This is a genomic window from Fibrobacter sp. HC4 (assembly GCF_023373925.1).
GTDB lineage: Bacteria > Fibrobacterota > Fibrobacteria > Fibrobacterales > Fibrobacteraceae > Fibrobacter.
The window spans coordinates 61117-82431 of the sequence record NZ_JALCZV010000009.1; the positions used below are offsets into that span (position 1 = coordinate 61117).

At 47.3% G+C, this 21315-nt stretch carries 13 protein-coding genes and 1 tRNA gene; 3 read left to right on the forward strand and 11 right to left on the reverse strand.

Going from position 1 to position 21315, the window contains the following annotated elements; translation table 11 throughout:
• Positions 1–51: 51 nt before the first annotated feature.
• The 4 genes from MMG03_RS07545 to MMG03_RS07560 all read right to left on the reverse strand — a co-directional run bounded on the left by MMG03_RS07545 (position 52) and on the right by MMG03_RS07560 (position 2316).
• Positions 52–1128, reverse strand: a complete 1077-nt coding sequence (locus tag MMG03_RS07545; RefSeq protein WP_249506000.1) for a TIGR04133 family radical SAM/SPASM protein — start codon at positions 1126–1128, stop codon at positions 52–54.
• Positions 1129–1133: 5 nt separating this feature from the next.
• Positions 1134–1790 carry a hypothetical protein gene (locus tag MMG03_RS07550; RefSeq protein ID WP_249506001.1) on the reverse strand — a complete coding sequence of 219 codons (657 nt, stop codon included), beginning with the start codon at positions 1788–1790 and terminating at the stop codon, positions 1134–1136.
• Between the two features lie 37 nt (positions 1791–1827).
• On the reverse strand, positions 1828–2151 hold the full coding sequence (locus tag MMG03_RS07555; RefSeq protein ID WP_101479472.1) for a YbjQ family protein: 324 nt from the start codon (positions 2149–2151) through the stop codon (positions 1828–1830).
• Between the two features lie 93 nt (positions 2152–2244).
• A tRNA-Thr gene (locus tag MMG03_RS07560) sits at positions 2245–2316 on the reverse strand.
• 237 nt (positions 2317–2553) lie between these two features.
• Here MMG03_RS07560 and MMG03_RS07565 point away from each other — a divergent pair.
• Positions 2554–3369 (forward strand): TIGR02147 family protein, encoded by an 816-nt coding sequence (locus MMG03_RS07565; protein ID WP_249506002.1) that lies wholly within the window; start codon positions 2554–2556, stop codon positions 3367–3369.
• Entirely contained in the window at positions 3369–5237 is a 1869-nt protein-coding gene (locus MMG03_RS07570) for an FISUMP domain-containing protein (protein WP_249506003.1), read from the forward strand. Before MMG03_RS07565 ends, MMG03_RS07570 begins: the two co-directional genes overlap by 1 nt.
• Here MMG03_RS07570 and MMG03_RS07575 read toward each other — a convergent pair whose 3' ends face one another.
• From MMG03_RS07575 to MMG03_RS07590, 4 genes are all read right to left on the reverse strand, one after another.
• Positions 5238–6308: a fibrobacter succinogenes major paralogous domain-containing protein gene (locus MMG03_RS07575; RefSeq protein WP_249506004.1), complete on the reverse strand. Its 1071-nt coding sequence runs from the start codon at positions 6306–6308 to the stop codon at positions 5238–5240.
• A 225-nt stretch (positions 6309–6533) separates the two neighbouring features.
• Positions 6534–8777: an FISUMP domain-containing protein gene (locus MMG03_RS07580; RefSeq protein ID WP_249506005.1), complete on the reverse strand. Its 2244-nt coding sequence runs from the start codon at positions 8775–8777 to the stop codon at positions 6534–6536.
• A 39-nt stretch (positions 8778–8816) separates the two neighbouring features.
• On the reverse strand, positions 8817–11360 hold the full coding sequence (locus MMG03_RS07585) for an FISUMP domain-containing protein (RefSeq protein WP_249506006.1): 2544 nt from the start codon (positions 11358–11360) through the stop codon (positions 8817–8819).
• 10 nt (positions 11361–11370) lie between these two features.
• Positions 11371–13455 (reverse strand): FISUMP domain-containing protein, encoded by a 2085-nt coding sequence (locus tag MMG03_RS07590; RefSeq protein WP_249506007.1) that lies wholly within the window; start codon positions 13453–13455, stop codon positions 11371–11373.
• A 326-nt stretch (positions 13456–13781) separates the two neighbouring features.
• Here MMG03_RS07590 and MMG03_RS07595 point away from each other — a divergent pair, with 326 nt between their 5' ends.
• Positions 13782–15140, forward strand: coding sequence for an ATP-binding protein (locus MMG03_RS07595; RefSeq protein ID WP_249506008.1), 1359 nt, complete (start codon positions 13782–13784; stop codon positions 15138–15140).
• A 609-nt stretch (positions 15141–15749) separates the two neighbouring features.
• On the opposite strand, the gene MMG03_RS07600 is transcribed toward MMG03_RS07595, so the two are convergent.
• The 3 genes from MMG03_RS07600 to MMG03_RS07610 form a co-directional block, all read right to left on the reverse strand.
• On the reverse strand, positions 15750–17768 hold the full coding sequence (locus MMG03_RS07600) for an FISUMP domain-containing protein (RefSeq protein WP_073284454.1): 2019 nt from the start codon (positions 17766–17768) through the stop codon (positions 15750–15752).
• A 65-nt stretch (positions 17769–17833) separates the two neighbouring features.
• On the reverse strand, positions 17834–18934 hold the full coding sequence (locus tag MMG03_RS07605; protein WP_073284451.1) for an FISUMP domain-containing protein: 1101 nt from the start codon (positions 18932–18934) through the stop codon (positions 17834–17836).
• Between the two features lie 18 nt (positions 18935–18952).
• On the reverse strand, positions 18953–21301 hold the full coding sequence (locus tag MMG03_RS07610; RefSeq protein ID WP_073284448.1) for an FISUMP domain-containing protein: 2349 nt from the start codon (positions 21299–21301) through the stop codon (positions 18953–18955).
• Positions 21302–21315: the final 14 nt, after the last annotated feature.

Here is a 21315-nt window from a genome sequence, read left to right on the forward strand (position 1 = left end):
GCTGTTCCTGAAAATGGGACAGCCTTTTTTTTGATATCTGTTTTTTTGAGGTTACGCCCCGGCGTCTTCCAAACGCTTGACGTGGCAGTATGCAAGTTCCTTGGTTTTCTCGTCGCGGAGATGGAGACTGGAACCTTCGCAGTAACGCCAGTACTTGCACTTCTTGCAGTCTCCAAGGCGGGCCCAGTTGCGGTCTCGCATAATCTGGTAGCGGTTCTGCCATACGTCCCAGATGTCATCCTTGTAGATGTTTCCCTGGATGTAGTCGCCACGGAGGCTGGGGCATGCCGAAATATCTCCGTTGGCAAGGACTGAACCTACGTTTACGCCGGCTCGGCAGAAGAAAGGATAGTTGCGAGCTTCCTTTTCGTAGCTGCCCAGGAATCCTTCGCAGCCATAGTTTACGTTGATGACTCCCATCCGCTTTGTTTCGCGGATGAAGTCAAAGACCTGTCTGAATTCCTGATTGGAGAGCTGGAACAGCGGATTGTCCTTGGCTCGCCCCTTGGGGAATACGGTGGCAATTCGCCAGCGCTTGACTCCCATCTTGACCAGCATATCGCGGATTTCCGGAAGTTCCGGCAGGTTCTGCTTATTGACGCAGGTCATGGTGTCAAAGGTAAGGCCTGGCGTGTGGGTTGCCATATTGATGGCTCGGATGGCGTTGTCGAAACTGTTGGGACTTCCGCGGAAGTGATTATGACTATCGTGGAGACCGTCGAGGCTAATGGTTAGGGAACGAAGACCTGCGTTTAGCAAGTCCACGAATTTTTGCGGCGTCATGGCAAGGGCGTTGCTGACCATTCCCCAGGGGTAACCGCGCTTCTTGATTTCTTGACCGCATTCCACCAGGTCTTGGCGCATCAGAGGCTCGCCACCGGTGATGACCACCATGAAGTGCTTGGGGTCGATGTGTGGGGCCAAGTGGTCCAGCACAGCCATGAAATCTTCCCGAGGCATGTCGGGAATGGCGTCCTTCAGACAGTCGCTACCGCAGTGCAGGCAATGCAGGTTGCAGCGCAGGGTGCATTCCCAGAAGAAATAAGTCAGCGGATGAGTCTTGATTTCGTTATGACGGTAAAGACGGTAAAATTCCAGCGCCAAACGCTTCTTCAAGCTAAGTTTCATCGGGACTATTCCTTTTCTTCGGTGCTGGGAACTTCAGGAATTTCTGCGCAGGTCCCGTCGAAAAAACAAGGAGGTCCATAAACTGCGGGTTGATCGATGAAGGCGCTGTCTTTTACAAAAGGCGATTCATTAATGCCCATGGAACTGCTGGAATTTTCCTCGTTGGAATTGTTCGGAGCTGTTGCGTTGCCAGGATTGCATTCTCTTGCTGCGTCTTCATTAACACCAAAGAGATTGGAAAATTGTTCTAGAGTGTAGGAACTGCCGTCACTGCAGTCGCAGCCTTCCGTTTCTACAATTTCTACGCCGTAATCCGGGCAGATTTCGCCGTAGCAAGGAGGGGCCGAATAGCTTTCGACCATGGCTGGCTTGCAGGTCGGCTGTAGCGGCTCCTGCACTACACCATACAGCGGCACTATCTGGGGAATGGAATTCGACGAACTGCTTGAGGGACGAATCGTATTTTCGCTGTTACTGGATGTCGGTTCCACATTGCTGCTAGAATTAGGGGTTGTCTCGCTGGAACTAGACGTTGCTGCGTCGGAACTAGACGGCCCGTCGTAAACAGGCTGTGTGGATGATTCCGAATTGCTGCAACTTGCCCAAAAGCTGGCAAATGATGCAATGATGAACTTCTGCCAATGCTTCTTTAATAAACTCATTTTATGTCTCCTAACATTTTTTATGGGGTGCCCCCCGCTAGATTTCTTTTTTCTTTATTTTTACTGCGGTTCCGTAGACGATGATTTCTGCGGCGCCTGCCATGACGGCTGAAGTCATAAAGCGAATTCCAACGATGGCGTCAGCGCCAACATTGCGGGCGTCCCGTTCCATTCGTTCTGTAGCCTGCTGCCTAGCTTCGTTCAGCATTTCTGTATAGCCTGCCAGTTCGCCACCGATAATGGATTTAAGACCTGCAAAAACATCGCGGACTACATTCTTGCTGAAGACGACGCTACCTTTGACCATGCAGATAGTTTCGATTTCCTTGCCCGAGATAAAGTCTGTGGTGAAAAGTCTCATGGGAACCTCCGTGACGTCGAAAAAAGGATAGATTTTTCCCTAAATATACAATAAAACCTGCCTTGTAGTTAAAGGCGGGTTTTGCTCTTTAAGAGCCCAGATCGGGAGTCGGACCCGAGACCTCTTCCTTACCAAGGAAGTGCTCTACCACTGAGCTACCTGGGCTTTTCTTAGGTGAGACCAAAGATAGTACAATTTATGGAACTTTGCAAGGGGTTTTTTGCGGTTGTTGCAAAATTGAGGGAAGAAAGTTAAAAAGGGAAAGTTTTTCCTATATGTCTCATGGTGAGACATATGACGTTTTTTTGCTTTTTTTGATGGCAAAAACTTCAGTTTGTTGTCTTTTCTCCTCTGTAATAAAATTGAAATTTATTGCTTAAAAACATAAATTTGGAACGCTCCATGAAACCGATTTCTGACTACAACGATTATCGCCTTTACATTAGGGATTTCTACGAAGAACGCAAGTTGATGACCGGCTTGTCCTGGCGCGGTTTCAATAAAATGGCTGGCTATGCTTCTCCAAGGTTCTTAAAACTAGTTTGTGACGGGAAGTCGAAGCTGAGTAGTGTCGGCGCGATCCGCCTTGCAAAGGTCATGGGACTTTCTAAAGTTCAATCATCGTACTTCTTAGCATTGGTTTCCTATTGCAACACTTCGGTAGAACGCAGAAAACAAGTCGCCTATGAGCATATGCAGGCTATAGCGAAGGACGAGAAAGTTCGGATTGTAGGGGACGACGCTTATGATTATTATAAAGATTGGTGGAATCCGATACTAAGGGAACTTGCCCCTAGAGTAGCGGTTGCGATACCTGCAAAAATCGCGAGCCTGTTCTATGAGAATGTGTCTTCGGAGGATGTGAGGAAATCTCTGGATTTCATGGTTCAGGCTGGCTTCCTGAAAAAGAACAAGAAAAGTTATGTGCAGACCGATAAGGCTATTCTTGGTTCCTCGGAAAAGATTCCGAAGGCCATTCGCAACATGCATAAACAAATGGCATTTTTTGCAGAGAAGGCTGTAGATAATTTCTCCGTAAGTGACCGTAATTTTTCTGGCATGACGCTTTCCGTAAATCGGGCTGCTTATGATCAGATTGTGAATGAACTTGACTCTTGCCGCAAGAAAATCGCCGCAATTGTCTCGGCCGCAGAGGAGTGTGACCGGATTTACAGGTTGAACTTGCAACTGTTTCCGGTGACAAAAGAGATTGAATAATGAAGTTTTCTTTGGGAATGATTCTCGCTTTTTGTTGGACTTTCTTGTTCTTTGCCGCCTGTAGCGATTCTGAGAAGAAAGTTGCAAACGGCTATACAGAGGAACAGAACGCGACCAATTTGGATAGCGCGGCTTATGCGCTGTTGATGACATGGGAACCTGCGTCCCCTGTGGCTTTGAGAAAGGTTAACAACGCTGAATTTGGCAAGTCTTGGTACGAAATCCAGTTTACGACGGCAGGCAACTCCTATTACAAACACACTGGCAAGACAGTGGAAGATGCCTGCACCGTAGATCTGTATACCGAACAGAATGGTGTCCGCATGAACCTGACTCGCGTTTACAAGAAAGATGCGCATACGGAATTCTTGAGCCGCGATTCCCTGGACGCCGTGGTGGAAGACCATCTGAACAATACCTACGAAGGCGACAGCGCCGTGGCAAACTGCCAGGCCGATTCTACGGCCTTTGTGGATTACTGTTCCGAAAACGACGGAATCGTCACAGACCTATTCAAGCTGGACAAATGCACCATTCTCCATTTGATATGTGTTGTAAAATTCAAGCCGAAGGTTACCGCAAACGAATATTTGCAAGGCACCGCCAAGAAAATGAAGAACCGCTGCATCGCTGAATTCTACGCCCCGGAGGATCCTGAAGATGAGGAACCTGCGGAAGTTGCTTCCACCTTGTTTGTAGATGAACGCGACGGCCATGTGTATAAAACTGTGAAGATCGGAGACCAAACATGGATGGCTGAAAATCTGAACTACGCCTACCTGGTTTCTACAGAAACATTGGATTCACTTAGCTACTGCCCGGGAGGAGATCCGGCCAACTGTGAAAAGTACGGCAGATTGTATTCCTGGTCCGCTGCTGTGGATTCCGCGGATGTTTTTGGAAAGGGCGTAAAAGATTGTGGAGGAATGGATATCTGCAATCCCGGTCGAAACATCCAGGGCATTTGCCCCGACGGCTGGCGCATCCCGAATCTAGATGACTTTGAAATTCTTGAAGAAGAAATGGGTGGGAAGGATGTGGCCGGAGAAAGAGCTACGACGGAAGAAATGTTTGGAACGGATGATTATGGATTTAGCGCTTTGCCTGCTGGAGGTCTCTATAATCCTGCGTATAGTTCCGATGCAGGCTCATTTGGAGCTGTGGCAACTTTTATCATGACCACGGAATATGATTGGAATGCATGGGTATGGTTGCTTGTCAAGGAACGATCTTGGTCTCAATTCATGCAAACCCAAAAAAGTGCTTTCATGTCTCTGCGTTGCATAAAGGGTACTGCTACTGAATTTGCAAACTACGTCGTAGATCCAGCCACAGTCGTGACTGGAAGTCTTACGGATTCTCGAGATGATCATGTTTACAAGATTGCGACAATTGGATCGCAGACCTGGATGGCCGACAATTTGAAATATAAGGGCGCATCCACAAGTTATTGTTATGATAACGAAGAAAGCAATTGTGAAAAATACGGTAGAATGTATTCACAAAGTGAGTCTAGGACAATCTGCCCAGAAGGCTGGCATCTGCCAACGGCCGAGGACTATGAGGATTTGTATGCTCATACGGGGAAAACGGCTTCGTCCTTGAAATCTGCCGAAGGTTGGAGTTCTGTTTACTATAAGAGTTTAACGGATCCTTATAGTTTTAATCTTTATCCAACGGGTTCTGTTACTGTAAAAACGGATGGGTCGCTGAAATTCCAGAGCTTGGAGCTTGAGGCTTGCTTATGGACTTCCTCGGAGAAGGAATCGACTTCTGGAGAAATAGAGTATCTTATATATACTGTGCACTCAGGGTCCTATGAAATGGCTTCAAATGATTATGCCAATGTTCGCTGCCTGAAGGATTGATTAGTTGTCCTTGAAGCAACGAACAGAGAACACATTGCCCTTATCGCGGTAGTTCAGGATGACATCGTCCATGTTGTAGTACAAGCGTAGGTAGTAGGCGTCGGTACTGTTGAACTCGCTAGCAGACCAGAAGGTGGCATAACGACCGGCATCGTAGAAATCGCCATGGTAGTTCCTGTAGCCAGCCGGGAGCGCAGAGAAGCCAGAGGAGTCAGTTCCATTGCCGCTAGAATCCCAACCTGTCATAGACCTGAGATATTTGCCCGCTGTTGACGAAAGTGCTTCAATAGTGTGGTTATAACCGAATTTAGAATCGAAGTTGTTGATAAGTACTTCATACTCATAGAGGCTCGGCAAATGCCAGCCGCTTGGGCAAACTCCTTGAACAAAGCCGTTTGGCTTGCATTCCTTTCCATGAGCACAATCTGCATTATTCATGGCGACTTGCCAGGTATAAAGGCGACCGTATTTGGAGCAGGAATCCGCCTTGTTGTTGTAGCATCCACTCCATGCGTATTCGCCCATGTCAGAAACATCACCCGGATCGTAGTTCAAGTTCTGGGCCATCCAGGTCTGGGTGCTGGTAGAGAGGGTCTTATAGACCTGGCCGTCGCGTGCATCAGTAAACTCACCGTAGTCAATGTCAGGATTCAAGTAAGCCCATGCGCCTTTGCTAGAACTGACGCTGGACTCTTCAGTTTCCAAATTTGGGTCGGGGACGAGCTCGGTTGAAGAGGACGAGAATTCTTCTTCGCGGAAATGGCCGGATTCCGTGAAAAAGTCGCAACCCATCTTCTCGACAAGTGGGCTGAACACCCAACCATTTTCGCCATCGCACACAGCCTTGCCGTGGTATTCTACCAGGTAGGTTGTAACGCACCTCAGGCTCTTGCCGCAGTCGTAGTTCGACAGTTCCACGAAAGTCTCAACCGTATCGGGAATGCCGCCGCGGTAACCGTCGTTGTTTACAGGCCCGCTGGTGGAACTGGAGTCATCGCCGCAGGCGTTGAGCGCAACAGCGAGCGGAACAACGCTTCCAAGCACAAAAACTTTCAACAAACCGAACTTCATAAAGTTTTCCTCGATCTTTTACAACCAAATAGTAGAAAAGAACCTAGCGACTCCCGACCGCCCGCAGCAACCGCTTTCCCTCAAACGCCCCACATTTCCCACGCGTTTTTAGCCGAATTTTCTATATGTAACACCCTGTTACATATAGACTATTTTTGATGGTCTCCTGCTTGACTTTTGCATTTTGCAGTTGTAAGGAAAGTGGACGCAAAAAGTTTATTTTGATCAGTCCTTGATGCAACGGAGAGAAAGTGATGCGCTTCGTGACATTGATGAAGCATGCAGTCTAGCACTGGAATTCATGCTGTATGAATGATCCGAGGTTGAAGCGCCTAAGTATGAATAATCCGAAGCGGCTAAGTAAATTGTCGAGGAGCGGAAATACGAATCTTTCAAATACCCAGTTGCCATCTCGGTTTCTGAAATATACCCTGACAGCATTTTAGGGAAACCAACATAGTCATTGTAGTTTGAATAGGAACCTACCGTAGAATCAATGGCATTCGCCAGGTCATTCCACTCTTCATACGACGGAACGTGCCAGCCAGTCGGGCAAATTCCTTGAGCCTTCAGATACTGTGTGGAATCCTGTTGCAGTGAATAGTCGATATTTTCAGGGAGTTTCATGACTGTGTGCCATTTGTAGAGACGGCCCATGCTTTCGCAGTTGCTTTCGGCAAGGCCAGGGCACAAGCTTTCATCAACATCGCTGCCGTTGTATTTCAAGTTGTCGGCCATCCATGTGCGTCCGGCGATTTCTGTTGTTCTGTAAACATGGTTGTCGCGAGAATCCGTTAATGTTCCATAGGGGTATTCCCAACCGTTTGCGGTGCACTTTGTCTTGTTGAGTCCGTTGTCAACGAGCACGCCAATGCGTGCGGAATTACATTCCCCAAGAACCGAGAGCATGGTTTGTATTGAACTGCTAGAGCTCACGGCGGAACTGCTGGAACTTTTTACAGAACTGCTGGAACTACCTGGGCTTGTCTTTTTGGTCCATTGTCCGCCGCTGCAAAGGAATACCGTATCCGATACCGTAACCTGTTCGCCATTGTTCTTGTTCAGGCAAGGTCCAATTTGCCTTTCCAAGTCGCTCAGTCTTTTCCAGGTGGAATTCAGACACTTGTACGGAGTCCCGAACAAAGTATCGAGTATGTCGCGGTTGCTTGTATTGCATGTTTCAAAGACCCATGTGTAGTCTCCGAGTTTCCAGGTTCCCTTTTCGCAGACGCGTACCGTGGTGTCTTTTTCGTACAGCACGACTTTATGGTAGCTTGAATCGGTGCACGGGCCAATTTCCTTTTCTATTTCGGTCAGCTGTCTCCAGCCTTGCTGTGCTGACGGGCACACTTGCTGTACAGAATCGAATGTAACGACTCGGCCAACATTGCTGCTGTCGCATTTTCCGTAGATGTCATTGATGTATGGCTTTTCCCAGGAACTGCCGTGGCATGCATAGACTTCCCCAGTTTTTGCAGTATCCAGTTTTCCATAAATATCCTGGTAGCAATAGCCAAGTTCCTTATTGAGGCCGACAAGTTCCGTCCAGTACCAGTTTTCGCAAACGTAGGTGCGTCCGCTGATTTCCACTTGCTTATAGCGGATTTCGGGCTGGCAAACTTCGCCAATTTCTGTAGGACCGGCAACCTTCCATCCGTTCTTGGAGCAAACGAGCATTGTGTCTGCATACCAGAACCTGGCCGAGGTATCGGAACATGCCTTTGCGGATGTGCCTGTAACAGCATGCCAGCTGTCACTGCCACATTCATAGCTGGAATCTTTTTCTGCCACGAAGACGTTTTCGTAGCGGTTGTAGCTTTCGCATGCAGGGAGCTCGTTGAACTTTGCCACAATGCCGAGCGGCCTTACGCACTTGGCGTAATAGAAACCGTTTGAAGAATCATCTTCAAAGAAGTTTTTGCCAAGGGAGTCTATGACAAACGCATAGCCGTCGCCTGTTTTATAGTAGCCGTAGGTTCCAAGGTTCTTGCAGGCCAACGTATCGTTCTTTTGGCAGTAGCCGCCGGTAGATAGTTCGAGCTTTGCCGCCGAATAGGAGTATGCTCCCCTGCTTGCAAGGCTGTATCCCTTGGGGCATACTTTGCCAATGCTATACCTGTTGTAGTAGAGCCTTCCGTATTTTTCGCAATTGCCGTCATCATAGTCGTAGCAGGTGCTCTTGACGCTTTCGCTTTCGATACGGATGGTTTCCTTGATCCACTTGTAGGGCCCAATAACGACTGTACTGTAAACGGCGTTGTTTACGGAATCGACAACCGTGGTATCGTCATTTTTGAACTGCGAAATGTCAATGACCACCGCCGAAGAAAGTTCCTTCCAAGAGGAACTGCTCTGAGCCGATGAGGAAGATTCCTGTTCAAGGTCGTTGGAGGATTCCGGGTTTTCTTCGCCACTGTTGCTTGCGCTGTCATCACTGCATGCAGCAAAGGTAAAGAGCAATGCTGTCATGAAAAATAATTTAAGATAGCTCTTCATTTTTCAACCTCCCTAGTAGTCCTTGACGCAACGGACGCCATGAGCGAAAACCTTGCTGTTGAGCATGTACATTTCTGGAGTTGTGGTCGAAAAATTGTCATAATCCACAACATTTGAAATTATCGTAGTTTTGCTGTTAGCAAAGCTAGCTCCCCAAAAGTAGCCGGTAGTATCTATCTTTTCAAAACCTGTAACAACATCAATGCCGTTACGATACCATTGGTAACGGAAGCCTGTCCCTGCGACTTTCAGGCCGATTGCATATACAGGAATTTTCGAATTGTTCACAGCTCTTCTAAGCGACGATAGTTCGTCTTCATCCGGGATATGCCACCCTGCCGGGCAAAGTCCCTGCCATTGTGGCTTTATCTGGTCATATCCAAGGATGGTCTTGTCGTAGATGGAATCAAGCTGCATAGCAGTGTGCCATTGATAAAGGAGGCCCCTGCTTTCATATTTGATGTTGTCGCTTGGATACCAGAAACGATCTACTCCAGCGCCCTTGTAGCGCAAGTTTTCGGCCATCCAGGTCTTTCCGTCAAAAGTAGTTGTGTAGTAAACGTTTCCATCGCGAGGGTCCTTGAGGGTTTCGGTCAAAACAGCCTTCCATGAACTGGCCGTGCACTTGGCGGTAACCATTGAGTCGGAATAAATAGCACCTTCCAGCGCAGTTGTGCACTTCTTGAGTATTTCTTCCCTTGTAGCTTCCTTCCAAACGTTAGGGTCGGGGGTTCCAGAGCAGATGTAGTACACGTCTTTGTAGCTAATCAGCAAGTTTGCCCTGGGTTTTGCGCAGTAGCCTGCTACCGAGTCAATCGGCTGCATTGCATACCACTGGTACGATCCGCGGTCAATGTCGCAAATGTATTCGACTCCGTTGAAAACGCCCGACAGTTTAGTTTTTGTCGAAGAACAATTTCCATAAACATCGCTTACCGTAGCGGCAACCCATGAATTGCTCGTGCACTTGTAAGAAATTCCACTTGCAGTTTTCTTTATGGTGCCGATAAGGTCAGCAGTGCATGCCCCAAGAGAAGCTACATCGTTTGTTATTTTCCCCCAGGAGAACTGTACGTTTTGCGACTGCGATGACGGAACCTCGATTCTGCACAAATAGGATGTGTCCCTGTACGTCTTGATTTTGCCGAAGGTAGTGTCGGTGCATGCGCCAATGGATTGTTCAATGCTGCTAAGCTGCTGCCAGCCGTAGGTGCGGCACTGGTAAGACTTGGTTCCGATTGCGGTAACCTTGTTCATTTTCGCCTGGTTGCAAACGCCAAGGTAAACGGTGTCAGAAATGGCGACCCAGCTCCCGGCTTCGCAACGCATTGCCGTATTGCCGTCAACCTTTACAGAAAGTTCCTTGGTGCAGCTCGCCGGGTTTGAAGAACTGGAATAAATATTGATCGAAGAGGAACTCAAGATTGTCTGCAGCGACAAGTTCCAGCCGTTTTCATCGCAGGTATATGGAAGGTTTTGGAACATTTCCGTCCTATACTGGCTGGGCTTTTTGCAGAATCCATGGACTTTTTCAATTTCCTCGAGCGATCTCCAGCCATCTTCTTCACAGACCTGCGTTATGGGGCCTATCGTCATGACGGAATCACGCATGGAATCATCGCAGTCGTAAAGATCGACTGGTGCTGCGTAGGACCATGTTTCGGATTTGTAAAAGCGCTTGCTCCTGCAAACGAATATGGCAGTATCGCTCTTGAACAGCGCACCGGCATCGTCGCAGTGGTCTACAAAGATACTCGAAGAATAAACTGGCCTCCAACCATATTCCCCGCAATGCAGATCGTCTTTTATGCTCCATACATAAAAAGAATCCACAAGGGTACGCGCTTCGTCGTCACATTCTGGAAGATCATCGAACTTTGCAACCACATGGGCGTATTTCATGCAGCGCAGCGAATAGTAGGTCATGTTATCCTGCTCCGTTGCGTAGCTTGAATCCTTCGAAATATGGAAGGCCTTGTTCTTTGCCGTAATGAATGCTCCTACGGAATCAGCGCCAACGCAACCGGAGGAATCCGAAGTATTGCAGAATCCGCCAAGCGTAATTCCAAACTTTTCATCAAAAATTCTTCCATTCCGCACAAGGTATTCCCATTCGCTTTTGAGCGGTAGCCTAAAGTTGCCCGGGCACAGCTCCCCCGCATCCAACGGCCTGTAAAGTCTGCCGTACTTTTCGCAAGACTTTTCATCGTTACCGTAGCAGGTGCTGTTGATGACCTTCGGCTTTACCGAAATGTTTTCTGCAAGCCAAACAAACGGGCCGACCGTAACCGTCTTGTGCTTGATGCCTGTATTTTCATCCAGGTAAAAGCCCTCATCGATATTAATTTCAGAAATATCGATATGCGTAGTCGAAGAATACTTTGTAGAAGAACTGCTTTTAGAGTCGCTGCTAGATTCCGGGGAATCGCTGTCGGAGGACTCAAGCCCAGACGAAATTTCCTCTTCATCTAGTGCGCTGTTAGAACTTTCGCTGCAAGCAAAAAAGCCAATGGATAAAAAGGCAATGCAAATAGTCTTGATAAACTTGTCTAACATGTCTCACTCCTTACTTCGAAATAGCCCATGACGTTCCATTGCAGAAATAGCGCTGGCCGTCTAGCCCATTAACAAGCTTTCTATAGTTTATTTCATCGCATGCGCCAAGGGCCTGCGTCAAGTCGCCAGACAAAACCCAGTTGCTGCCGTTGCATACCATGCTTGCCCCGGCATAGGTTGCCGTTTTGCCCTCGAAATTTTCCATGCACATAGTCCCGATGCTCCAGTTGAGCGCCGTAGTAACGACCCAGCCCTTTTCGGAACAGCCGTAATACTTGCTGATATACTTCTTGGTCGCACCCAGGTTACTGTTGTCGCACTTTCCAAGGAAATCCTTGTCTGTAGCGGTTCTCCAACCCGTAGAATCGCACATGTAGTTACTGCCGTTATACACCTTGAATTCGCCACGGTTGCTTGCCTGGCACAAGCCGATTTTCTGTTCTAGCGTAGAAGATACAGACCAGGTGCCGCTTGTAGAGCAGTAGTATCTTGTTGGCGAAGTGTTACCGCCTGAAGTCCAGTCAACAATATCGTATGCCCTGTCAGCGGTACATTCCCCGTGAACCTTCGAAATGTAGCTTGCCCCCGCAGAATGCCAGCCGGTAGAATCGCAAACATAATAGGCGTTGTACCCGTCCTTCTCCAGTGAACCGAACCTCTTGCTATAGCAAATTTTGCCAAGAGTTTTTTCAAGGGTGGTAAACGCGCGCCAAGAAGTGTCCGCGCAGGCATAACGATTTTCATTGAATGTTGCGGAATCTCCGTTGCGGGTTTCTGTACACTTGCCATAGACATCGACAAGGTTTGCCGTCCTCCACCTCAGGGAATCGTTGCACACATAGATAACTTCATTTAGCGTATCTAGCGCACCCGCAATCTTGCTTGTGCAAAAGCCGAATTCAATTTCAATATCAGAAAGGCGGACCCAGCCGGTATCGTTGCAACCATAATAATCTCCATTGTACGGAATATATAGCCCTTCTTTTTTCTTGTTGCATTCCCCTACAATGTCTTCAAAAGAAGCTTTGCGCCACCCTGTAGAATCACAATAGTAATTGTCATTTTCAATGGAGCCGACAAAGCCAAGAGCTTCGGCATTGCATAGGCCAAGCTTTATTTCTGTAGCGGTAAACTTGCGCCAGGAATCATTTTGGCAAACATAGTCAACGCCGTTGAACTTCGTTGTAGAGCCGTCATTGGCAGCACCGCACTCAAGATCCACGTCATCTATTTCTGCAATTTCCCAGGAACCATATTTGCAAATGTAGGTAGTGTCGTTGACTACCGAGGTGTAGCCCTTTCTTACATGTTCGCAATCACTATTGAAGTTGTCAACCCACTTGTAGGAGCCGTTGCAGCGGTAGTTACTCTGGGCATCCGTCACATAGAATTCCCCGAGGCTCATTTGAGAAGAACTATCGCAGGTAGGGAGGTTTTCTACGGACTTCACTATGTAGGTTCTAGAAATGCAGCGTAGCGAATAGAAACCGTTATTCTCGGCAGGCGCAAAGGAACCGGTCAACCCGTCATTTGTCACGAATACGGTATTGTTCGCTGTCAGGTAGAACGACTTCGAACCTTGCATTTGGCAGCTCAGTTCACCGTCGTCGGCCTCGGAACAAAAGCCAGCCTTCCTGACGTTCATACCGAACTGTTGTTCCTTGTCTAGCGAACTTCTGTATTTTTTCAGCTCTTTCCAATCCTGTTCCGATGGAATTTCAAAGCCCTCTGGGCAAGCTTTCTCCGCTTTTGTAGCACGATAGAGCATGCCGAATTTTTCGCAGTTCGCATCATCCAGGTCGTAACACATGGGGCCGGCAGAGAACGTATCGTAATGAATGTCGCTCATGAGCCACTGGTACGTTTTGAACCGCACCAAAGCATAGGTATTGCCGCTCTTGGAATCGTAAAACTCTCCCACGTTCAGGCTGTCAAACGAGGATTCATGCGGAACCGTATCCAAAACGTCTTGATTTGACTGTTCGGAACCATCCTTGGATGGACCAGAACCGCTATCATCGCCGCAGGCTACGAGTGCCATAAAGATTGGTACTGCGCACCCAAGAGCCAATGCTTTAAAACAATTGAACTTCATAAATTTTTCCTCATACTTTTACAACCAAATAGTAGAAAAGAACAAAGCGACTCCCGACCGCCCGCAGCTACCGATTTTTCGAAAATACCCCGCATTTTCCATACATTTTTTGCCTGTTTTTTCTATATGTTACACCCTGTTACATATAGGCTGTTTTTTTGATGTGTTCAAAAAAAATGTCAACTCTTTTAGGGAAGGACACCTCAAAAAAGTTTTCAATGGATTATCTGCGCACTCTAATCAAAAATACATCATTCATACCTGCGCACTCTCTCTAATTTTTAGTATATTTATACCTGCGCACTCTCAAAAAAATACGAGTATTTATGGCATTCAAAAGAAAAATCTACTCCAAGCTGCTTGACTGGAAAAACACCACCCAAGGGAAAAAAGCCCTGCTCATCGAGGGCGCAAGGCGTATCGGCAAGTCCACCATCGCCGAAGAGTTCGCTAGGCACGAATACAGATCCTACATCCTTATCGACTTCAACGATGTCTCCGATGCAGTAATCAACGCGTTCAACAACCTTCTGGGGGACTTGGACACATTTTTCATGGTGCTTTCCACCGAATATGGCGTAGAACTTTTCAACAGGGAATCCCTGATTATCTTTGACGAGGTGCAGCGATTTCCAAAGGCAAGGCAATCCATAAAGAAACTCGTAAAGGACGGGCGCTACGACTACCTTGAAACGGGATCGCTCATTTCCATACAGCAGAACGTGAAGGACATCACGATACCTTCCGAAGAACGCGCCATGGACATGCACCCCATGGACTTTGAGGAATTTTGCGACGCACTTGGCGAATCCATGCTGGTCAAATACATCAAGAACTGCTTTGCAAAGAAAATTCCCCTAGAAAGAGGGCTTCACGAAAAAGCCATGCTCATCTTCAAGGAGTACATTCTTGTTGGCGGCATGCCCCAAAGCGTCGCGGCGTTTCTTGAAAAGCGGTCCTTCCAAAGGAGCGACGAAGAAAAGCGGGACATTCTAAAGCTGTACCGCGACGACATCATGAAAATCGAGGACCGTTACCAGTCCCGCGTACTGGCAATCTTCGACCAGATTCCCGCATTCCTTTCGCAGCACGAAAAGCGCATCGTCTTCAGCGAAATCCAGGCGGGCTCCTACTTTGCACAATATGCAGACACCTTCTTCTGGCTCGGCAATTCAAGGATCGTCAACGAATGCTTTAACTGCACTGACCCTAATGTAGGCCTGACACTTAACGAAGAAAGAGCCTACATAAAATGCTACATGGGCGACACCGGTCTCCTGGCAAGCCACGCCTTTAGCGAAAACGCCATGACCGAAAACGAACTTTACAAGCAAATTCTCAACGGCAAGCTCAACTTGAACGAAGGCATGCTGTACGAGAACGCCTTAGCGCAAATGTTACGTGCAAACGGACACAAGGCATTTTTCTACACCCACTACAACGAAGAAAAGCACCGGAACGACATCGAGATCGACTTTATCATAACCGACAACAACAAGGTGAACTTCAAAATTTTTCCCATCGAAGTCAAGTCGGGCAAGCGGTACAAATACGAATCGTTGACAAGATTCTGCGAAAAGTTCCGCAAGCGAATCGGCGAGGCATACATTATACACCCCAAAAATTTCGAAATCAAGGACGACGGAATTATTTGCCTGCCCGCCTACATGGCCATGTGCCTATAGAACACAACTGTCAAAACATTCATGGCCTGATGATTGGGCGTTCCCCCGGCTTCGCCGGGGTCGGTGCCTTGCGCTATCGACTCGCGAAGCGAGTCGTTCGTTCAGCCTCGCGCTCCGTGCGACTGCACAAGGCAAGCGCCGCGCGAGTCCGACCCCATGCGGGCTGCGGGGCCTAACGCGAATGTTCAGCCACGGAACTTGCGCTAGACCTTTACGCAACGAACAGAATTGGCATATTCCTTGGATTCGGTATCGCTGTAGCTATCACTGTTGAAGTCGAGGCGCAATTCCAGTGTGTAGGCATAGTTATCACCATCTTGTCTAGTCGACCAATTTTATGGTAGATTTGGGCAAAATAAATTATCCAGCAGAAAAATAATTTACCTACTAAATAATTTTAGAAATTTAGCCATTTATTGGGCGTTCCCCGGCTTCGCCGGGTCGGGCTGTCGCGTTATCGCACGGCAATTTTTATGGCAAGAATAAGGCAGCCGTGCGTCCGTTCAGCCTCGCTTCGCGAGTCCGAATGGCTTCGCCACTTCCATCCCTAACGCGATTCTAGTGTGAAGTGTGAAATGTGCGGTGTGGAATTGACAATCCGTCGGCGGGTTAGTCGGAGTCCTTGATGCAGCGGACGGAGTAAGCTGTTGTTTTTGAATGGCGAAAACTACCCATGCCTATTGAAACTTGATCAATACTAGCCATTGCAGCATCTTTTTTCTCATTAAAATCGTGAGGAGTGCTACTCCAAAAACTAGCACTGAAGCCTAAATTATAAAAACAATCGCCTACGCAAAGCGTACTTTTCTTAATTCCTGATGGCTTAACGGAAAATTTCCAGTAATCAGTTCCCTTACCATCTTTCCAAAGGTTTTCACTTTGTAAACGTTCTTTAGAGAAGCTGTTCCAAAAACTAGCTACCTGCAAGAATAGAAGCCATTCCGTTGAATCAGGCAAGTACCAGCCGTCAGGGCAAATACCGCGTACAGGAGTCCGCTTCGGAACAGCGGATGATTCAAAACCACAATTTTCGCAGTCGTCGTTCATAATTCCAGCACTATCTACGGCAGCGGACCAGGTATAGAGACGGCCATACTCATCGCAGTAGTCCGTATCGTTGTTATAGCACCAGCTAGTAGAGTCAAAAGTGTAGCCGTTATAATTATACTTCACACCCTTGTAAGCATAATTCAAGTTCTCCGCCATCCAAGTATGGCTTCCATAAGTCACAGTTCTGTATGCCCTACCGTCCCTTTTGTCAGTAAAGGTTCCCTCGACAATAGATTCATCATCTAGCCCCCAAGAGCCTGATTCACTAAATTTATAACATTTTAATGGATACCCTTCAAGATCTATTTTCGCTCCAAGATTTTCACTTGTACAGCCAAGTCCAATCGCTTGCTCGCTACCTGTAGCTTCCCTAAATGAACTAGAATCACAGACATACAGCATATCGGTGTGTATATTTCCAGGAACCAGCTTAAAATCTTTTGGGCATTCTTTTTTGTATGTGTTTCTTTCCAAAGAGGACGCTTCACGCCAATCATCGCCCGCTTTTTTACAAATAAAGTAGATTGTATCACGGCTATTATATGGCGAAGGATATACAGAGCGAATCTCCCCTAGAAGAGATTCCGTGCACCCCGATCCTACAGCAATTTCAAATGTCCAAGCATCTCTCCAGCCTGAAATTCCGCAGACATAAAAAACTGAATCCATTTTTTCCAAGTCATACGCAGGCATCATCTCGCCCCGCAAATCTTTGACACAGGCAGACTTCAGCTCTATTTCCAAATCAGTCGCTTTGACCCAAGAACCCGACTTGCAGGCTACATAGGACGAAGAATCCTTCTTTCCGATAAATCCTTCCCTACTCGCATCGCATTCTGGCAACGCCTTTACCGTATCCTTCACGCAACTCTTTACTTTGTTGTCGTTCCCGCCGCCGTTCTTGCAAGTCGATTTTGCGGCATTGAATGCCATCTCCACGCCCGCTTCGGATTCCATATTATACATAGAATAAGTCTTAGAATCAGTCGAGCCGTCGGCACTCTTGATGGTCACGATAAGGTCCTTGCCGTCCACCGTGTAGGTGTATTCCGCATCGTCGCCGAAGTTGTCCTTGCGAACAAAGTGCCATGTACTTATGTCGGTCTTGACCATGGCGTCGCAGGCGCCCACCTCGGTGCAGGTCTCGTTCACGGTGATTTCGGGTTCAAGGATTTCCGTCGGGCGCGAGCTGCTGGACTTCGCAGAACTGCTAGATGTCGTAGCGTCGCTGCTCGATGAACCGTCCTTATCAGAATTCTTGGAATCGCTGGACCCGTCGGACTTCTTGCTGCTCGACGACTTTGTAGAAGTCGAACTCGGCTTTGTCTGGTCGTAAGACTTGAACCACGCATCACCATCACACTCATACAGAAGGTCTTCGCTTTCCACGAACACTTTTTCGCCGATGACATCCATGCTGCACTCGTATGTCTCGAGTTCTTCCATGTCGGCCACTTCGGCGGGGAGCCCCGTCCCTTTCGGCGAAGACGACCCGTCGTCCCCGCAACCGATAAACGCAGCACCAAGCACCCCCGCAAAGGTGCAAACCGTAAACTTTCTGGAGAATGTATTTTTCATAGCAAAACCTTTTGGAAATTCGGATTTATGAATTCGGATTTCGGAATTGATAATTCATCGGCGGGCTAGTTTGAGTCCTTGACGCAACGAAGACTTAGGCCAACTTTCTTCTGTTTGCCGACTTTTGATGCTTCACTGTCTTTATAGTAGAAACACTTGCCCCAAGCGTAGTCATTCATATTACCCGCAGAAGCAGTCCAAAAGTAGGTGCGGTATCTCTCATCGACGAAATTGCCATTATAGTCCCTAATACCGGCAGGAAGCACCGAGAAGCCGTATTGGTTAGCACTGAAACCGCTATACCAGCTACTAGCGGATTTTAAATTCCAACTAGCACTGAGGAAACCACCAGTGTAAAAAAACAAGGTGTCATACTCTGCATTTGTAGGCACATGCCAGCCATCAGGGCAAATGCCACGGTGCAGGTTGTTTGGTGTACAAGATCTCATATAGCCACACTCAGTTCCTGCATTTTCACTGAACTGTGCGGCACTGTCCATCGCTGCACTCCAGGTGTAAAGACGACCGTATTTATCGCAGTTGAAAGAATCATTTTCGTAGCACCAACTGGTGGAGTCTGAAACATAGATTCTATTGTCGGCACTGTACTTATAAGGCACTCCGGTATAGGCGTAGTTTAAGTTCTGGGCCATCCAAATTCGACAATTTTCGCCATATTCTCTGTCGCATATAACCACGGTTTTGTACACTTGTCCATCCCGTTCATCGATAAACTCACCATAGTCTACGTCCGGATTTAGATAATCCCATGCATTTTTCATTTCTTCACTCGACGAAGACTCTACCTTGCTCATGGCACTGCTACTTTGCTTTTCACTCGAAGAAGAACCAACCGACGAACTAGAATCGCCCTTATGGCTGTTAGAAGAATTTCCAGACTTCACAGAACTGGAACTCTTGGTGTCAGATGAGTCCTTCGTTTCTTTTGCCGAACTACTGGACCTATTCGACTCCACTTTACCGTTGCTGGAGATTGCTTCATCCTTATCGTTGGAGCGAGAATCACTGGATTCTTCGCGGCTATCGCCACTCAGAATGACGTCATCGCCTCCCGCCGACGACGAATCATCGCAGGCGGTCAGGGCGAAACAGAGCACCCCCGCAAGGGCGCAGACCGTGAACTTTTTCGCGAATGTATTTTTCATAGGGAAACCTCTTGAGATTTAATCCGAGTCCTTGATGCAGCGCACCGTATGTTTATCCTTATTCTTTTTGACGCCTCCTGACGTGCTGACAAAATTTGCAAACAAGGATCCATCATCTGCGGAAACGCACATTTGGGAAGCGGTTTCTTCAGATTTTTCCGTGGAAGCCCAATAGCAAGAAGTCAACGCTTTACCTCCATAATACTGGGTGGTATGCTGGGTTGCAGTGTGTCTAAAATAGAGATTGTTTAAATCATCTTTCCATTTTAGAGGCTTATCGCTTGCATGGGCCATCAAAGTCCAAAAATCTTTTGTGGTCGGTAAATGCCAACCCTTTGGACAAATGCCTCGAACTTTGCCGGATGTAGAACAGAACTTTCCATTGCCGCAGCCTTTGCCGTCTGTTGAATAAATTCCTGCACTATCCATGGCAACGCTCCAAGGATATTCTTTATCATACTTGTTGTAAAGCGTGTCTGTCGTATCTTGAAGCCGTAGGTTATCCTGCATCCACCATTGGTCTCCAATTTTAACAGTTCGGTAAACTATTCCGTCTCGCTCATCCACAATGGAATCGCTGCATCCGGAGCCTTTGCAGGGGTCTATGACGGGAATGGTTTCGTCAAAAGTCGGGAAGGAAATTTTTGTATCCGGTTCGGTCGGTTCGTAAGAATCGAAATGTCGAACGCATCTTACGGACATGTGGTTACTTTTATCCTGATACTCCCAATCATGATCGAATAAATAACTATGTACTTGCATATAGGTGGCATATTTTTCTTCGACAGATGAACTTGTCCACATAAGGGCGCCATAGCCTTCGTACCAGTGTCCTCGTTTGATTCCAACTGGACGGATGTTTAACCCAAGTGAAAAAGCTCCGCCGGCACTGAATTCCGTTTTGGATTCGATATCCTTATTTTTGTAAGCCATATATTTAAGATCCAACACTTCAGCACCAGACGGCAAATGCCAACCTTCCGGGCAGACTCCGCGGATAAATCCCGTGTCCGGATAGGGACAATATTCAATTCCGTAGCCGCAGCCTTTTCCATTATCACTGAAAATTCCCGCGCTATCCACCGCCGCACTATACGAATAGAGGCGCCCATCTTTTTTACAATTTTCCGGATCGTTTTCGTAGCAGGAACTTGTAGAATCTTCTGTAGCCGACGGTTGCAAATAGCGGTAATTCAAATTTTCCGCCATCCAGATCATATACCCGACTTGGACGGTCTTGTACTTTTGTCCATCTCTGGAATCGATGAGGGTTCCATATTTACAAGAATCGACTTCGTCTGTTTTACAGGCTACAGCGCGATTAAGGTCATTTTGGATATCGGTGGAAATGGCATAAGTGGAATCTTCTTCTGTTTTAATACAGCGCAGGTAATTTTTGTGGGAAGATTCCAGAGAGCCATTATCGTAGACTGCGGCATATTGTGGGCTGAGATAGAATTTTTTGCTGTACTTGGAACTTCTTTGCACAGAAGTCCAAAAGACGGAAAAATTCGTTTTGTAATACCCGGAATGAGTTGACATGATCGCAGAGAATCCGTAATCATCGGTTCCAGTCGTTTTTTTCCCGTTTGAACCTATCTCCGAGTAAAAGGCATTTGCATTATGAAGATAGTAGCCCGTATTTACTTTTTGATAATGTGCTCCCGCATAATATAAAAGCTTTTGGTATTCGATTCCGTTCGGCACGTGAAAGCCTTCCGGGCAGATTCCCTGTACAGGATAAGACGGTCTGCACATGACTCCGTTTCCGCATCCTTTTCCGTCGTCATTCAAAATTCCCGCACTGTCCATGACAGCACTCCAAAGATACATGCGTCCGAATTTTTTACAATTTTCCGGATTGTCTTCAAAACAGAAACTGGAAGAATCCAAAGAGGCAGTTTTTCCTTTGTAGCGGTATCTCAGGTTTTCGGCAATCCATGTCTGGTCCCCGATTTTTACGGTCTTATAGACTTCGCCATCGCGACTGTCCTTGATTTCTCCATAGGAAATTCCCGGATTTAAGAAGTCCGCTGTTTTTAAATTTTCGGGATTTATATCCGATGTATTTTTCTTGGATGAGCTGCTGGATGTTTTGTTCGAAGAGGAACTCGGTGTGGTCCTGTCGTTTGTTTTTTGCCAAGTTGTGCCGTCACATTCGTAATTCAGAGCTTGTTCAGAGACATAAATTTTTTTCCCTGTTATTTCGTCATTACATTCATAAGTATGCAGCTCCGCCAAGTTCTCGACTTCTGCAGGGAACTCATCGCCACCCGCCGATGACGAATTATCGCAAGCCGAAAGGGCAAACCCGAACACCCCCGCAAGGGCGCAGACCGTAAACTTTTTCGCGAACGTGTTTTTCATAGGGAAACCTTTTG

Excerpts from the sequence above, each read along its gene's own strand:
- MMG03_RS07545 (WP_249506000.1), bottom strand. The coding sequence starts at position 1,128 with ATGAAACTTAGCTTGAAGAAGCGTTTGGCGCTGGAATTTTACCGTCTT.
- MMG03_RS07550 (WP_249506001.1), bottom strand. The coding sequence starts at position 1,790 with ATGAGTTTATTAAAGAAGCATTGGCAGAAGTTCATCATTGCATCATTT.
- MMG03_RS07555 (WP_101479472.1), bottom strand. The coding sequence starts at position 2,151 with ATGAGACTTTTCACCACAGACTTTATCTCGGGCAAGGAAATCGAAACT.
- MMG03_RS07565 (WP_249506002.1), top strand. The coding sequence starts at position 2,554 with ATGAAACCGATTTCTGACTACAACGATTATCGCCTTTACATTAGGGAT.
- MMG03_RS07570 (WP_249506003.1), top strand. The coding sequence starts at position 3,369 with ATGAAGTTTTCTTTGGGAATGATTCTCGCTTTTTGTTGGACTTTCTTG.
- MMG03_RS07575 (WP_249506004.1), bottom strand. The coding sequence starts at position 6,308 with ATGAAGTTCGGTTTGTTGAAAGTTTTTGTGCTTGGAAGCGTTGTTCCG.
- MMG03_RS07580 (WP_249506005.1), bottom strand. The coding sequence starts at position 8,777 with ATGACAGCATTGCTCTTTACCTTTGCTGCATGCAGTGATGACAGCGCA.
- MMG03_RS07585 (WP_249506006.1), bottom strand. The coding sequence starts at position 11,360 with ATGTTAGACAAGTTTATCAAGACTATTTGCATTGCCTTTTTATCCATT.
- MMG03_RS07590 (WP_249506007.1), bottom strand. The coding sequence starts at position 13,455 with ATGAAGTTCAATTGTTTTAAAGCATTGGCTCTTGGGTGCGCAGTACCA.
- MMG03_RS07595 (WP_249506008.1), top strand. The coding sequence starts at position 13,782 with ATGGCATTCAAAAGAAAAATCTACTCCAAGCTGCTTGACTGGAAAAAC.
- MMG03_RS07600 (WP_073284454.1), bottom strand. The coding sequence starts at position 17,768 with ATGAAAAATACATTCTCCAGAAAGTTTACGGTTTGCACCTTTGCGGGG.
- MMG03_RS07605 (WP_073284451.1), bottom strand. The coding sequence starts at position 18,934 with ATGAAAAATACATTCGCGAAAAAGTTCACGGTCTGCGCCCTTGCGGGG.
- MMG03_RS07610 (WP_073284448.1), bottom strand. The coding sequence starts at position 21,301 with ATGAAAAACACGTTCGCGAAAAAGTTTACGGTCTGCGCCCTTGCGGGG.